The organism is Corynebacterium sp. 13CS0277 (genome assembly GCF_002994655.1).
Lineage (GTDB): Bacteria > Actinomycetota > Actinomycetes > Mycobacteriales > Mycobacteriaceae > Corynebacterium.
Map to the genome: position 1 here is coordinate 152,315 of NZ_PPDL01000001.1, position 14,975 is coordinate 167,289.

10 protein-coding genes are annotated in these 14,975 nt (G+C 66.9%); 8 read left to right on the forward strand and 2 right to left on the reverse strand.

Annotated elements, in window-relative coordinates; translation table 11 throughout:
- Positions 1 to 88: 88 nt before the first annotated feature.
- The 5 genes from C1Y63_RS00630 (at position 89) to C1Y63_RS00650 (ending at position 6,197) form a co-directional block, all read left to right on the forward strand.
- Positions 89 to 1,738 (forward strand): TIGR04028 family ABC transporter substrate-binding protein, encoded by a 1,650-nt coding sequence (locus C1Y63_RS00630; RefSeq protein ID WP_106014524.1) that lies wholly within the window; start codon positions 89 to 91, stop codon positions 1,736 to 1,738.
- Positions 1,735 to 2,661 (forward strand): ABC transporter permease, encoded by a 927-nt coding sequence (locus tag C1Y63_RS00635; protein WP_106014525.1) that lies wholly within the window; start codon positions 1,735 to 1,737, stop codon positions 2,659 to 2,661. The genes C1Y63_RS00630 and C1Y63_RS00635 overlap by 4 nt, the downstream gene beginning before the upstream one ends.
- Positions 2,649 to 3,446, forward strand: coding sequence for an ABC transporter permease (locus C1Y63_RS00640; protein ID WP_106014526.1), 798 nt, complete (start codon positions 2,649 to 2,651; stop codon positions 3,444 to 3,446). The genes C1Y63_RS00635 and C1Y63_RS00640 overlap by 13 nt, the downstream gene beginning before the upstream one ends.
- 5 nt (positions 3,447 to 3,451) lie before the next feature.
- Positions 3,452 to 5,044 carry an ABC transporter ATP-binding protein gene (locus C1Y63_RS00645; protein WP_106014527.1) on the forward strand — a complete coding sequence of 531 codons (1,593 nt, stop codon included), beginning with the start codon at positions 3,452 to 3,454 and terminating at the stop codon, positions 5,042 to 5,044.
- A gap of 136 nt (positions 5,045 to 5,180) precedes the next feature.
- A complete protein-coding gene (locus tag C1Y63_RS00650; protein WP_158256044.1) occupies positions 5,181 to 6,197 on the forward strand; it encodes a peroxidase-related enzyme in 1,017 nt (338 codons plus the stop codon).
- A 54-nt stretch (positions 6,198 to 6,251) separates the two neighbouring features.
- Here the strand turns inward: C1Y63_RS00650 and C1Y63_RS00655 are convergent, their stop codons facing one another.
- The gene (locus C1Y63_RS00655; RefSeq protein ID WP_106014529.1) at positions 6,252 to 8,840 is read right to left on the reverse strand and encodes a M60 family metallopeptidase; all 2,589 of its coding nucleotides are present in this window, start codon (positions 8,838 to 8,840) and stop codon (positions 6,252 to 6,254) included.
- Between the two features lie 330 nt (positions 8,841 to 9,170).
- A complete protein-coding gene (locus C1Y63_RS00660) occupies positions 9,171 to 9,899 on the reverse strand; it encodes a FadR/GntR family transcriptional regulator (protein WP_106014530.1) in 729 nt (242 codons plus the stop codon).
- A 498-nt stretch (positions 9,900 to 10,397) separates the two neighbouring features.
- Between C1Y63_RS00660 and C1Y63_RS00665 the strand changes: the two genes are divergently transcribed.
- Genes C1Y63_RS00665 through C1Y63_RS00675 form a run of 3 tightly spaced genes read left to right on the forward strand, consistent with a single transcriptional unit; the run spans position 10,398 to position 14,975 of the window.
- A complete protein-coding gene (locus C1Y63_RS00665) occupies positions 10,398 to 12,023 on the forward strand; it encodes an ABC transporter substrate-binding protein (protein WP_106014531.1) in 1,626 nt (541 codons plus the stop codon).
- A gap of 7 nt (positions 12,024 to 12,030) precedes the next feature.
- Complete coding sequence (locus tag C1Y63_RS00670) at positions 12,031 to 12,987, forward strand: ABC transporter permease (RefSeq protein WP_106014532.1); 957 nt, start codon at positions 12,031 to 12,033, stop codon at positions 12,985 to 12,987.
- Positions 12,987 to 14,975: a dipeptide/oligopeptide/nickel ABC transporter permease/ATP-binding protein gene (locus tag C1Y63_RS00675; RefSeq protein WP_106014533.1), complete on the forward strand. Its 1,989-nt coding sequence runs from the start codon at positions 12,987 to 12,989 to the stop codon at positions 14,973 to 14,975. The genes C1Y63_RS00670 and C1Y63_RS00675 overlap by 1 nt, the downstream gene beginning before the upstream one ends.

The following is a 14,975-nucleotide window of genomic DNA, read 5'->3' on the forward strand; positions in this document are numbered from 1 at the left end:
TAATATGAACAGGTCGGTCTTGACAACCTAGACAAGCCAGTCTAATTTTGGCTGACATTGTTCCACCGTCCCGACGAAAGGACCCATCATGGCCGCCTGGCGCACCCCACCGCGAAGGCTTCGACTGGCACTCGGTGCCATCCTCACCGCAGCTGCGGCGGCCACGAGCTGCACCAGCCCAGCCGCCGACGACACCGGCGGCAACCTCGTCTACCTGGAGCAGGCGTTCTACACGAACCTCTACCCGCCGACCGCCGGCTATTACCCCAACGGAGGGGTGGTCAACAACATCACCGACCGGTTGCTCTACCAGGACCCCGACACCCTGGAGTTGTCCCCCTGGATCGCCGAATCCCTGCCCGACGTCAACGCCGACAGCACCATCTACACCTTCCGCCTGCGCCCAGGAGTGACCTATTCCGACGGCAGCCCCCTCGACGCCTGGAACGTGAAGAAAAACTTCGACCTCTACGGGCTGGGCGACAAGGACCGCACCTGGACGGTCTCCGAGCAGATCAATAACTACTCCCGCTCCGAAGTGCTGGACGCGCACACCATCCGCTTTTTCTTCTCCGCCCCCAGCCCAGGATTCGCCCAGGCCACGTCGACCATGAACTCCGGCCTGCTCGCGAACGCCACCCTCGACGCCCCGGCGGAAACCTTCTCCCCAGGACACGCCACCGAGGTCATCGGCTCGGGACCCTTCGTCATCGCCGGCGAGGACCTCGGCCACGAGCTGCGCCTGGTGCGCCGCGAGGATTACGCCTGGGCGCCCCCGGCGCGCGCCCACCAAGGGCCCGCCCGCATCCCCGGGATCACCATCACCCTGGCCGGCGAGGACGCTGTCCGCGAGGGGGCGATGGTCTCCGGGCAAGCTGATATCGCCCGCACCATCGCAGCGCCGAGCGAAAAACACCTCCGCGACGCAGGCATTCGCATCGTCTCCCACGGCACCAACGGCGTGAACAACGGCCTCGACCTGCGCCCCCGCACCCCGATCCTGGGCGACGAGCGGGTACGCGAAGCGCTCAGCCTCGCCGTCGACAGGGAGGACATCAACCGCACCCTCTACTCGGACAGCTACCCCGTGGCCGCGGGAGTACTCGCCCGCAGTGCCCAAGGCTTCCTCGACCAGTCTGACCGGCTCGTCTACGACGTGGACCGGGCGCGGGCGCTCCTCGACGAGGCCGGGTGGCACCCCGGCGCCGATGGCATCCGGGTCAACAACGGCGAACGCCTGCACCTCACCGTCAATCACGCCCTCGTGCAGCCCCGCAGCAAAGAACTCATCACCAAGCTGCAGGAGCAATTCCGCCGCATCGGGGTGGACCTCACCCTCTACCCCGGGGACAAGGCCGCGCAGAACGCCGCCATCAAAGACCCCGAGCTCATCCAGGTGCACCACAGCATGGTGGGCCGCGCCGACTTCGACGTCATCAAAAGTCAATACTTCTCCACCAACCGCAACAGCCTGCGCAACTTCGATCCGCAGGACGACTCCCTGGGTGATCCGGAGCTGGAGGAGTTGCTCCAGCAGGTGGCGAGCTCCCCGCGTCCTGAGCAGCGGGCGGCGGCGAGTGCTGCCGCCCAACGCCTGCTACTGCGCAAGCACTACACCATCCCCCTGTTCGAAGAACCCCAAGTCTTCGCCGTCGCCGACGGGATCGAAGGCTTCCAGACAGAAGCTGTGGGCCGCCCCAGTTTCTACGAACTCGTCCGTGCGGAGGACCTGCCATGATCGCCCGACTTGCCCGCATCCTGGGCGTGATTCTCGCCGCCTTCACCCTCGCGTTCGTCCTTTTGAGCGCCCTGCCCGGTGACGCCGTGCAGGCCCGCTACGCGAATCCCGACTTAGGGCTGAGCCCGCAGCAGGTCGCCGAGATCCGCGCCCAGCTCGGCGCCGACAAGCCCCTGCTGGCGCAGTATCTGCTCAGCCTGGGTGGGTTCCTCACCGGCGACTTTGGGGTGTCGGTGACGACGGGCACCCCGGTGCGCGAAATGATCGCTGCCGCCCTGCCCGGCACGGTCCTGCTGGCGGCTAGTGCCTTTGTCACCGCGCTGGTGTTCACCGCGATGATTGCCGCCGCCGTGAGTTTCTCCCCGCGTCTGGGGCGGTGGGCGCGGGCCCTGCCACCGCTGATGTCCTCGGTGCCGACTTTCCTCGTCGGCATCATCCTCATCCAGTGGGTGTCGTTCCGCCTGGGCCTGGTCCCCATCATTGGTGCCAGCCCCGCCCAGGAACTCATCCTGCCGACGATCACGCTTGCGATCCCGATTGCCGCGCCCATGGCGCAGGTGCTGCTGCGCAGCATCGACGAGATTTCGTCCCAGTCCTTCGTGGATGTGTCCCGCGCCCGTGGGGCCTCCACGTGGCGGCTGACAGTGCACCAGATCCTGCCCGCCGCGATTCTGCCCGCACTCACTGTCGCCGGTCTCGCGTTCGGTGAACTCGTGGGTGGTGCCGTCGTCACGGAGGCCGTGTTCGGCCGGGCGGGGCTGGGGCAGATGACCGTCGACGCCGTCTCCACCCGGGACACCCCCGTGTTGCTCGCGATCGTGGTGCTCGCCGCCACCGTCTACGTCCTCATCAACGCGGCCGTGGATGCACTCCAGCCGCTCATCGATCCCCGCCTGCGAAAGGCTTCCTCATGGCGCGCCTAAACCACCGTCGAACGCTTCTCCCGGCACTGCTCGTCCTCGGCATCGTCGTGCTGTGGGCGGCAGTCCCGCAGATGTTCACATCGTCCTTACCGATCGAGGGCCACGCCGAGGGGCTGCTGCCGCCCTCCCGGGAGCACATTTTCGGCACCGATGCCGTGGGCCGGGATCTGTTCGCCCGTGTCGTCTACGGCACCCGCGCCTCGGTCCTGGCGGCACTCCTGGCCGTCAGCGTCGGGGTGAGCGTCGGCACGCTGCTCGGCATTCTCGCCGGCGCCCGCGGCGGCGTCATCGATTCCCTCATCATGCGTGGCGTCGACGTGCTCCTCGCCATCCCCTCCCTGCTGCTCAGCCTGTCGATCATCATCGTCCTCGGGTTCGGCACCTTCCACGCCGCGATCGCCGTCGGGCTGGCCAGCGTCGCCTTCTTCGCCCGGCTGGTCCGCACGGAGGTCCGGCGCGTCGCCCGAGCCGACTTCGTCGAAGCCGCCTACGGCAGCGGTGGCAGCAGCACCCAGGTGCTGCTGCGGCACATCCTGCCCAACTCGCTGACCCCTGTGGCCGCGATGGCTGCCCTCCAGTTCGGCACCGCCATCCTCCAGATCAGCGTGCTGGGGTTCTTGGGCTACGGCACCCCACCACCCACACCGGAGTGGGGTCTGCTCATCGCGGACTCCCGCAACTACATCGCCACCGCCTGGTGGCTCACCGTGCTCCCCGGCGCCGTCATTGTCGCCGTCGTGCTCTCCGCACACTCCCTGTCCACCGCCGTCGGGAAGGAAACCTAAAGCCGATGCCACCCACCCCAGTCCTCGACGTCCGCGACCTCACCGTCGCCTACCACGGCACCCCAGCCACCCACGACGTCTCCTTTCAGGTCCTGCCCGGACAGGTCACCGCCATTGTCGGCGAGTCCGGCTCCGGGAAAACCACGACCGCCCACGCCGCCCTCGGGCTCCTGCCCGACAGCGCCACCATCATCGGCGGATCCGTACTGTTCCGCGGTGGCGAAGGCCCCTCCAAAGAACTCACCGGACTCAGCGTGGAAGCCTGGCGTGCCCTCCGCGGCCGCCACATTGCTCTCATTCCCCAAGACCCCAACAACTCTCTCAACCCGGTCAAGACCGTCGGCTCCGCCATCGACGAAGTCCTCACCCTCCACACGGACCTCAACGCCACTGAGCGCCGCGCACGCATCATCGAGCTGCTGGAACGGGTTGGTATCGACGATCCCGCCCGGCGCGCCCGGCAGTACCCGCACGAGTTATCCGGCGGGATGAAGCAGCGGGTGTTGATTGCTGCGGCGATTGCGGTGGAGCCGGAGCTCATCATCGCTGATGAGCCGACGAGTGCGCTGGATGTGACGGTGCAGAAGAAGGTGCTGGATCTGCTGGACCAGCTGCGTCGGGAGCGGGGGATCGCGATGGTGATCATTACCCATGATCTGGCGGTGGCAGGTGATCGTGCGGATCATCTGGTGGTGATGAAGCAGGGTCGTGTGGTGGAGCACGGGGTGGCGGCCGCGATTGTGGCCCAGCCTGAGCACCCGTATACGCGGCAGTTGTTGGCGGATGTGCCGGGCTTGGCGCAGACGCCGCAGGTGGTGTCGGCCCCGGTGGCGGCGGATCCTGTGCTGGAGGTCGATCGCCTGGTGCAGGTCTTTGGTGATTTCCGCGCTGTTGATGGGGTGTCGTTCCAGGTGGCGCGCGGTACGACGCATGCCGTGGTGGGCGAGTCGGGTTCCGGGAAGACGACGACGGGTCGGGCGATTGCCCAAGTGCAGGCGCCGACGTCGGGGCGGATCGTGGTGGCGGGGGAGGAGTTGCGCCGTCGGGATCCGGCCCGGGTGCAGTTGGTGTACCAGAATCCTTTGGCGTCGTTGAATCCGCGGCGCACGGTGGGGCAGTCGGTGGCGGAGCCGTTGCAGAACCTGCGCAGGGGGAGTGCGGCGGCGATTCGTGCTGAGGTGGAGCGCTTTTTTGAACTGGTGAGTCTCGATCCGGCGCTGATGTCGCGCCGACCGAGCCAGTTGTCTGGTGGGCAGCGGCAGCGGGTGGCGATTGCGCGGGCGTTGATTGTGCAGCCGCAGTTGGTGGTGCTTGACGAGGCGACCAGTGCGTTGGATGTGACGGTGCAGGCGCAGATTCTGCGGCTGTTGCGTGACCTGCAGGAGGAGTTGGGGGTGACCTATGTGTTCATCAGCCATGACCTGGCGGTGGTGCGGCAGATTTCGGACACGGTGTCGGTGCTGCGGCGCGGGGTGCAGGTCGATTATGGGCCGACCGAGGAGATCTTTGAGCGCCCGCGCAGTGAGTTCACTCGTCAGTTGCTGGAGGCGATTCCGGGCGCGAATTACCGCAGTGGCTCGTTGAACATCGGCCTGTAGCCGCCACAGGTGGGGCGGTGCCTCCCGGGCCCAGCCGGGCCCACGCCCCCGGTCGGGGGCAGGGACGCAGGCCACAGCCGTGGGGTACACGGGTGCCAGAGAGAAAAACAATCGACACGAGATGAAGGATGTTGTGATGAATGATGTGATTGACCTGCTCAGCCCCGGGCTGTCTGGCAGGCTGCGCCCGCAGGTGGCGGAGTACACCCAGCGTGCGTGGGAGGTGCTGGTGTTCGGGGAGGACAGCGCCTGCGGGGTGAGCTCCGGGGAGCGCCTGCATGTGGCCCTCCATGTGGCCCGTCTTCTCGGCGTGGCGGAGGATTTCTTCGCCGAACTGGCCCAGGAGGACCCTTTCGTGAGCCCCCGGCTGGGTGCTGCGGAACGCTTCGCGACGGTGATGGTGCGTGAACCGGCGAGACTGACGGACAACGAGGTGGCGGGGTTGCGTGCCGCAGGGTGGGAGGACACGGAGATCGTGGTCCTCGCCCAATTGGTTGCGTTCCTCACCTTCTTCCTCACCCTGGTGCATGCGGCAGAGCCCGGTGAGGCGCACACCCACCGGCCCAGCTACAGCACCGTGTTCCGCAGCGGCCAGCTGCCCTGGGAACCGTGGGTGCCGCCGCTGCCGCCGGAGGAGGTGGACGTCGACGCCGTGGTGGAACCCTCCCGGGTGCGGATGCCCTACTTCCGCATGCTGGCCCGCGACCCGCAGGCACTCCGGGCCCGCACCCTCGTGGACTTCGGTATTTTCGGCGCCCCAGAGGGCGGTGCCGACCAGGGATTGCGGGAGCTCGCCGCAGTGACGGTGAGTACTGTCAACGGCTGCGCCTACTGCGCCTCGGTGCACGAAGCGCGCGCCCGCGCCCACCGCCCTGACCTCAGCGACGATGTCGCTGCGGTGCTGGCCTCTGGGCCGGATGCTGAGGTGCGTGACCCGGCTGCGGCGGCGGTCGTGCGTGCCGCCACACGGTTGAGCACTCGGCAGTTCGACGGCAGTGACGTCGCCGCACTGCATGCCGTGGGCCTCGACGATGCCGGCGTCATGGACATCGTCAGTGCCGCCGCGTTCTTCCAGTGGGCCAACCGTCTCATGCTGGGGCTGGGCACGAGCGAAGCAGCCGCCACGAACCCCACCCGAGGGGAGCGGGGGTAGGCCAGCCAGCCCACGGCCTGCCGGGATCATCCGCGGGGCTGGCCGAGCTGGTATTTACCAGTGCCAGGACCAGCGCGTCGGGGAGGTGAACAGGCGCTCAAAGCCGCGCCGGATCTTCTGCCACCACGTCAACCTTGGCTCCGGCTGGGCTGCCGGCGGCTTCGGTTGCGCCGTGGTACTCGACGGCGTGGAGGTCGCCGGGCGCGCGGTGGTGGGGGCCGCAGAGACGCTTGGGCGTGCGGCCGTCGGGCGGGCGGACACCGACGGGGTGGTCGGCGGGGCGACGGGCGTCGTCATCGGTGCCGTCACCGTCGGCCGGGGTGCCGGCGTCGGCTGCGCAGGCGCCTTCGACGGGGTGGGCTGCGGCACGGGGGTCGGCGTGGGTGCCGGGGCGGGCTGCGGCGCCGGTTTCGGGGTGACACTGGGCGCAGGCTGCGGCGCGGGGGCAACATCCGCACTCGTCACGCTGGTGAGCCGATAATCGTAGGCCACCACCTCGTAGCCATCCATCGCCCGATTCGGGTGACGGTCCACAAACTCCCCGCTCCGCGTGAAGCCAATGAGCACCCCATCGCGGTACACCTCAAAGCCGCTCACCGCGTCCGCGTGGTCACTGACCCCAAACGCCAACCGCACCCCACCGGACGCAGAGTCATAGCGGGCGGAGGTGATCTCCACCCGAGTGGAGTCAGCAAACGGGCCAAACGCCGGATCGTACTGGGCGCGCACCCGCGCCAACTCGTCCTCCACCCGGGCGTACTGCAGCTTCACCGGCATCTCAGGGAACTGGGCGCAATAGGTGCGCGTATCCTGCGCAATATCGTCGAAGCCGCGGGCCGCGAAGTAATCGCACATGTTGAACCCACTGCCCCGAGACGCCAAGACAATGAAGCGGTTATAGCGGTCCGTCGCGCTACCACCGGGGTGGATTCGCGACGGCCACCCACTGTCAGCACGAGCGGTACGCAACGCCGCCCCGTACACACCGTAGGTCGCCACATCCGCCGCCGTGTCCTCGGTGAAGGGGGAGGAGGAGAAGTCGTAGTCGGAATAGTCGTAGTCGTTGAAGAACGCCACCGCCGGGTACAGGTTCGTCGTCGTGTGGAACACGTTGCTACTCGCGCTGAACGCCCCCTTCGTCACCGAATCCGCGCCGCGGCGCCCCGGGTTGTCGATGCGTTCCTGCAGCCACGCATCAATATCACGCTGCGCGCGCGGCACCGCCGGATGCGCCACATCCTGCAGCTGGCCACCCTCACGACCATCAGCCAGGCGGTGCTCGTAACGCTTGACCGCGCCCGCCAGCGAATACAGGTTGTTCGTCACCTCCCTGACGACAACCTGCCGGTTGTCCAGCATGTGACCCAACTCGTGGGTGTGGCCCCAGCCGTACATGGAGTCCCAATTACCGCGCAGGAAACTCAGATCCCGGGCGTTGAAGTGGTAAAAGGCGTACCACGCAAACATCGGCGACGGCGCCCACACGTCGTTATCCAGCACCATGACCACCCGCAGCGGGCTGACCGCCTGCGGGTCGGGCAGGGAAGCCTCCGGGGCGAAACCATCAAGGGCGCGCAGCGTCGCCAGACGCTCCTCGGTCGTAGCAAACGCCACCTCCGCGGCGGCAGCGGCGGCCGCAGGATCCACAGCGCTGACATCAGCGAATGCGGCGGCCACCGCATCCCCCGGGGCCGAGATGTCCTGCTGTCCGAACCGCAGATCCGTCGGGCGGCCCGCCTCCTGGGTGCGCAGCAACGCGAGGTAGTCGGCGAACGCCTCCGGGCGCGCCGGGTCGAAGATGTAGGTGGGGTAGGTGCCCAACTCCCCGCCGAGGGCCACGGGTGCCGCGGAGGGCTGCTGGCCTGAGGCCGCCACGGACGTGTCGACGGCGCCCGCGAGCTGCGTGCCGGTGATGCGCACTCGGGCGGGTTGGCGAGAATTGTTCGACACATACAGCGCGACGGGATGCGTCAGCCCCGTGATATCGACGGCGACGTCGTTGGCACCCTGCTCCAGGCTCACGCGCTTGGGGAACACGTCACGGTAGGAGTTGCCGTCGACGCGGCCAGTCTGCCGGTAGCTGAGCACCACAGGAGACTTCCGGGCGGCGGCATCCACGTAGACCCGCAGGTGCGCCCACGTCTTTCCGTCCTCGGTGGTGGTGTGCAGTTGGGGGTTGGCGGGGTCGATGAGAAGGCCCGTGAGATCCCGGTTGTCGAAGTTGAAGTCCTGGTGCGTGCGCTGCTGGTCCGCGTTCGGCCCACCCAGCGCCGACAGGTCCAGCACCGTGGACGCCAACTGCGCGGAGTGTTGCTCGAGGTACTCGGCGTCCGCAAGCACACGGTCGATGTCCTGTGCTGCGAGACCTGCCTGATATGCCTCCTCGCGCACGGCGGCGCGGGCCGCCTCGCCACGGAGTTCGGGGCGCAGCTCCAGCCCGAGGCGGTCAGTGGTGGGGTGCGCCAGCACCTCGGCCACGGACGTCTCAGCGGCCTGCAGACGTGCGCTCAGAGTCGACTCTGGTGCGGAGTTCTGGGCTGTCGCGGCGGGCGCTACCAGCAGGGCGGGGGCGGCAATCGTGCAGGCCAGCAGCCCCGCGAGGGGTGCGTTGATGGTAGGCACGGTGGGGCGTGCGGAGGTCACGGTGGTGCTCTTTCGACAAAAGACGTGGACGTGTGTGGACAACAGGCGCCCACCGGGGTGCTGCGCGGAGTGCCACGAGGACGTGAGGCCCCACGTGACGCGCAAACATCAGAGGTTTCTTCGGTGGGCGACGCGCTGAACAATGTACACATGCGCACCCGGCGATGGTGGCGGGGAGCTACCCCCGCATGCCACCCCGCATGATCCTCCCTGTCCATCGTGGGTGGGGAGACGACAACACCCCTGCAGCGCAGCCGAATTCGGCGGTGTGGTGCAGGGGAGAAGCGGGCGTGTGCCCGATACAGGGGCACCATGCCCCGGGGTGCATGGTTACAGGGCGTGGTTCTGGGGCACGAAGTGGGCGAGGCGGCGGCGGATGATGTCGAAGTGGCGGGTGACAGCGAACGCTGCAGCTTCAGCATCGCGGGCCTCGATCGCGGCGAGAATGTCCTGGTGTCGGCGCACCGATTCTGTGGCGGGTGCTGATCCTGCCGGGCCCAGCTCGACCTGCTGGTAGACGTCGAAGAAACTGCCCAGCAGGGGAGTGACGAGACTGTTGCCGAGCGGGGCGTAGAGGCTCGTGTGGAACAGTCGATCGTGGGCCGCATCGATATCGCCCGTGGTTTCCGCATCCTCGCTCATGAGCGCCAGCGCTTCCTTCGCGGCGGTGACGTCCAGGTGTGGGGTGAGGCAGAGCTGGCGGGCCAGGCCCTGTTCGAGGATTTCCCTCAGCTCGACTGTCTCCAACAGCACGGTGGGGCCGTTGGGGAGGTCGCGTTTGACGCCGAAGCTCAGCTGGGCGGTGAGTGCGTCCATGCTGGTCTCCGCGACGAAGGTGCCGTGGCCGCGGCGGATGGAGACAATGCCCATGGTCTCCATGACTTTCAGGGCCTCACGCACGCTGGAGCGCGAGGCCCCGGTGATGGTGACCAGTTGGGCTTCGGTGGGGATGGCGTCGCCAGCGGACAGGCCGTGGGAAATGATGTACGCCATGATGTCGTCGCGCACCTGCTCGGTGCGGGTTTTGGGCGGCTGGTGGCGGGGGTGTTTCGTAGTCATGGCGGTCGCTTCGGAACAAAGGGGTGTCAAACGGGTCGGTGGCGGGGCGGGGTGGAATGGACGCAGGGTCCCCGTCGCGTTCTCTTTCCTTCACCATAGTTGCATGCGTGGGTTGTTGTGAGAGATTAGCGCTCAACCGGGTGGTGTCTACCGCATCACATATGCCGTTTTATGTGAATTGTGCCGCGAAGTGTGGGACACTTGAAGGGTCAGACATCAGACGTTTGGCAGTTGGGAAGGGTCTACGCCCTGACCATGGCTTTTGAATAGTCCCCGCGGGTGGCTCGCCCTCCCCACAGTGGGTGACAGTGCTCCTGCAGCACGCACTCCCACGGCACGGGCCTGAAGTGGCCTCGCCTCGCACCCCCAGACGGGGGTGGATGTGGTGGAAGCCACCGCCCCCGCAGCAGGGGTGCTTTTCGCCTCCCGGTGTTCTCTCCCGGGAGGTCTGACAGAAAAGCCTGTGAGTAAACGTCCACACACAAGGAGGTCGACACTATGTCGAACACCGAGAACATCATCCCCTCCAACCCGCTGGCGCGCCGTAGCTTCCTCAAGGCCCTCGGTGCGGTTGGCGTCGTCGGTGCAGGCTCCAGCCTGCTCGCCGCCTGTGGCGGCGGTTCCTCCGACTCCTCCTCCGCGTCCAACGGTGACGGCGGTGCCGCCGGCGGCGGCGAGATCAACGCCTTCTACGCCTTCTCCCTCTCCGGCGCCTTCGACCCCGCCCAGGCATCCTCTGCCGTCGGCGTGCCCGCCCTGTGGCACATCATGGAGGGCATCACCGACCTGTCCGCCGCCGACCGCAAGCCCTACCCGGCGCTCGCGAAGGAGATGCCGACCAAGGTTGACGACGTCACCTGGGAAGCCGAACTCCGCGACGGTGCCGTCTTCCAGGACGGCTCCCCGGTCACCACTGAAGACGTCGTCTGGTCCTTCCAGCGCGTCACCGACCCGGCCACCAAGAGCCTGCTCGCCCCGTTCCTCGCGTTCCTCAAGGACGTCGAGGCCGTCGACGACAAGAAGATCCGCTTCAACCTCAACTACCCCTACGCGGACTTCCTCGAGCTCATCACCGTCGTCAAGATCGTGCCGAAGGCACTGACCGACACCGAGGCCAAGCTGGAAGAGTTCAAGGCCAAGCCGATCGGCTCCGGCCCCTACAAGCTCGTCTCCGCCGAGTCCGCACTGGTCGTCATGGAGAAGTTTGACGGCTACAACGGCAGCCAGAAGGCCTACGCCGACAAGCTCACCTGGCACTGCTCCACCGAGGGCTCCGCCCGCGTGTCCGCTCTGCAGTCCGGCTCCGCCGCCGCCATCCAGAACGTGCCCTTCCTCAACGTGGACACCGTCAAGTCCACCGCCACCGTCGCCGACGAGCAGGGCTTCAACCTGCTGTTCCTCATGTTCAACTGCAAGGCGAAGCCCTTCGACGACGTCCGCGTCCGCCAGGCATTGTTCTACGCCCTCGACATGGAGCAGATCGTCAAGGTGGCCGCCAACGGCTACGCCACCCCCGCCACCTGCTACCTCGACGACAAGAACCCGGGCTACCAGAAGGCCTCCACGGTCTACTCCCACGACCCGGACAAGGCACGCGAACTGCTCAAGGAAGCCGGCGTCGACAGCCTCGACTTCGAGCTGGTGACCACCGACGTGGCCTTCGTCAAGGCCGCCGGCCCGATCATCCAGTCCAACTGGAAGGAAATCGGCGTCAACGTCACCCTCAACCCGCTGGCCTCCTCGGCGGTCTACCAGACCGAGGTTCCCTCCGAGAAGTTCCGCGCACTGCTGGCCTCGGGTGACCCGTCCATCTACGGCTCCTCCGCCGACCTGCTGCTGCGCTGGTACTACGCCTCCGACACCTGGATGGGCGACCGTGCCCGCTTCTCGGACGACCCCGAGTTCCTGCTCATCAAGGGCACCCTCGACAAGGCATCCCAGGAGCAGGACGACTCCAAGCGTGAGGCCCTCTACAAGGAGGTCTTCGACGCCATCGCCACCCAGGTGCCGCTGTACCCGATCTTCCACGTGAAGAACGTCACCGGCTGGAACGAGAAGCAGATCGAAGGCTTCAAGCCCTCCCCGTCCAACGCTCTCGTCTTCCTCAACGTCAAGAAGGTTTAACGTCACCATGGCAGCGATGATCAAACTCATCCTGCGGCGAATCGCCCTCATGGTGCCCATGTTCCTGGGCGTCACGCTTCTCGTATTCGTCGTGATGGAGTTTTCTCCCGTCGACCCCGCGCGCTCCGCGCTGGGCGACGCCGCGTCGGAAGAACAACTCGACGCGTTCCGTGAGGCAAATGGTCTCAACGACCCTATCGTGGTGCGTTACGTGACCATGCTGAAAAACCTCACCCAGCTGAACTTTGGCCGCACCCTGCCGCCGCAGAAGGACGTGGCCGAGGTCATCAAGGACGCCCTGCCCATCACCGCGCAGATTGCCGGCGTGGGCCTGCTCATCGCAGTCATCGCGTCCGTCGTCCTCGGCACCCTTGCTGCCTTGTACCGTGACCGCTGGGTGGATCAGCTGATCCGCCTGGTGAGCCTTCTCGGCGTCAGCCTGCCGACCTTCTGGCTCGCCATCCTGATGATTCAGGAGTTCGCCGTGGGCCTCGGCTGGCTCCCCTCCGGCGGCTTCGTGCCGCTGAGCGTCAACCCGGAGGCCTGGGCGAAGTCCATCATCATGCCGGCCGTGTCGGTCGCCGTGGTGGTGGCGGCCTCCCTGACGCGTATCGTCCGTACCTCCGTGGTGGAGGAACTGGACCGTGACTACGTGCGCACTGCCGTCGGGTCGGGCGTGCCCTACCCGGTGGTGGTCGCCAAGAACGTGATGCGTAACGCATTGATTAATCCTTTGACCGTGTTGGGCCTGCGCATCGGCATGCTGATCGGCGGCACCGTCGTCGTCGAGGCCATCTTCACCATCCCGGGCATGGGCTCGGTGATCCTGCGTGCGGTGACCACCGGTGACACCAACCTGGTCCAAGGTGCCGTGTTGACCATTGCCCTGGTCTTTATGGTCGTCAACCTGATCGTCGACATTTTGTACGCGGTCGTGAACCCCCGCATGAGGAGTGGTCACTGATGCGAAAGAATCTTGCTACTCGACTGAGCGAGAAGAAGGTCAGCTTCAAGCGCCCCAACATTCCGACGATGATTGCCTTCACCTTCGTGTCGATCATCATCTTCATCGGTTTCTTCGGCTCGCTGCTCGCCCCCCACAATCCTTTGGACTTCATTGGCGCCCCGGGCAATCCGCCGAACGGGGAGATGCTCATGGGTGGTGACACCCTGGGCCGTGACGTGTTCTCCCGGCTCATGGTCGGCACCCGCTGGTCGCTGGTCATCGGCTTCGGCGCCACCGCGCTCGCACTGATTGCCGGCAGCATCCTGGGCTCCATTGCGGGCACCAGCCACAAGTACGTCGACGAGACGATCATGCGTGTGCTGGACGTCATTATGGCGTTCCCCGGCATCGCGCTGGCCGCCGTGCTCGTCACCGTCTTCGGTAACTCCATCGGCGTCATCGTCGTCACGATCGCATTCCTCTACACCCCGTCGGTGGCGCGCGTCGTGCGCGCGAACGTGATGAGCCAGTACTCCGAGGACTACGTCGCCGCGGAGCGGGTGCTCGGCGCACCGAAGCCGCACATTCTGCTCAAGCACGTGGCCCGCAACATTGCCGCCCCGGTGCTGGTGTTCGCCACCGTCATGGTCGCCGACGCGATCGTCTTCGAGGCCTCCCTGTCCTTCCTGGGGGCGGGCATCCAGCCCCCGAACCCCTCCTGGGGTTCCGTCATCAACGACGGTAAAGAACTCGTCGCTGCTGGCGCCTGGTGGGCCACCTTCTGGCCCGGCATGCTCATCCTCGCGACGGTGCTGGCGCTCAACATCGTCGCCGAGGGAATCTCGGACGCGTGGGCCTCCGCCGGTGCCTCCAAGGCCGGTAGCGCCTCGGTCGCGGACACGAAGGTCCGCGAGCTCACCGACACCCCGCAGGGCGTGACCTTCGACGTGCCCGGCGTGGAGGCCGCAGGCGCCCGCATCGCCGCCAACCAGCGAGTGGTCGAAGACAGCGACACCGTCATCGATGTGCAGCACCTGTCCATCGGGTTCCCCGCGCGCTACGGCGACACAAACGTCGTCCACGACGTGAGCTTCTCCGTCCGCCGGGGCGAGATCTTCGGCCTGGTCGGCGAGTCCGGCTCCGGCAAGTCGCTGACGACGCTGACGATCATGGGCCTGCAGGCACCGACCGCGAAGGTCTCAGGAAGGGTCATCTTCAACGGCCGTGACATCACGGACCTCACGCTCAAGCAGCGTCAGGGCATCCTCGGCCGGGAGATCGCCATGATCTACCAGGACGCCCTCGGTGCACTGAACCCCTCGATGAAGATCTCCGCCCAGCTGGATCAGCTCATCAAGCGGGACGGCACCCGCAGCAAGGAAGAACTGATGCACCTGGTGGGCCTGCCCCCGGAGCGCATCCTCAACTCCTACCCGCACGAGCTGTCCGGCGGCCAGCGGCAGCGCGTCGTCATCGCGATGGCGCTGTCCCGAGACCCCTCCCTCATCATCGCCGACGAGCCCACCACCGCCCTCGACGTGACGGTGCAGGCTCAGGTCATCGAGCTGCTCGTCGACCTGCAGAAGAAGCTCGGCTTCGCGCTCATCCTGGTCTCCCACGACCTGGCCCTGGTGGCGGACACCGCCGACCGGGTGGCGGTCCTCTACGGCGGCCGCATCTGCGAGACCGGCCAGACCGCCGAAGTCATCGGCAACCCCCGCCACCACTACAGCCGCGGCCTGCTGGCCTCCGTGCTGTCGGTGGAGCACCACGCCGAAGTCCTCAGCCAGATTCCGGGTACCGTGCCCCCGCCGAGCGAATTCCCCGCCGGCTGCCGCTTCGCCGGCCGCTGCCCCCTGGCCACGCTGACCTGCCAAGCTCAGTTCCCCGCCACCACCGGCCCCGAGGAGCACCAGGTGGCCTGCCACTACCCGGAGGCACACGTCCCGGTGGCGGCCCGCCACGACTCCCTGGCCTCCAGCAACGCCCCCGCGGGCGAAAGGTAG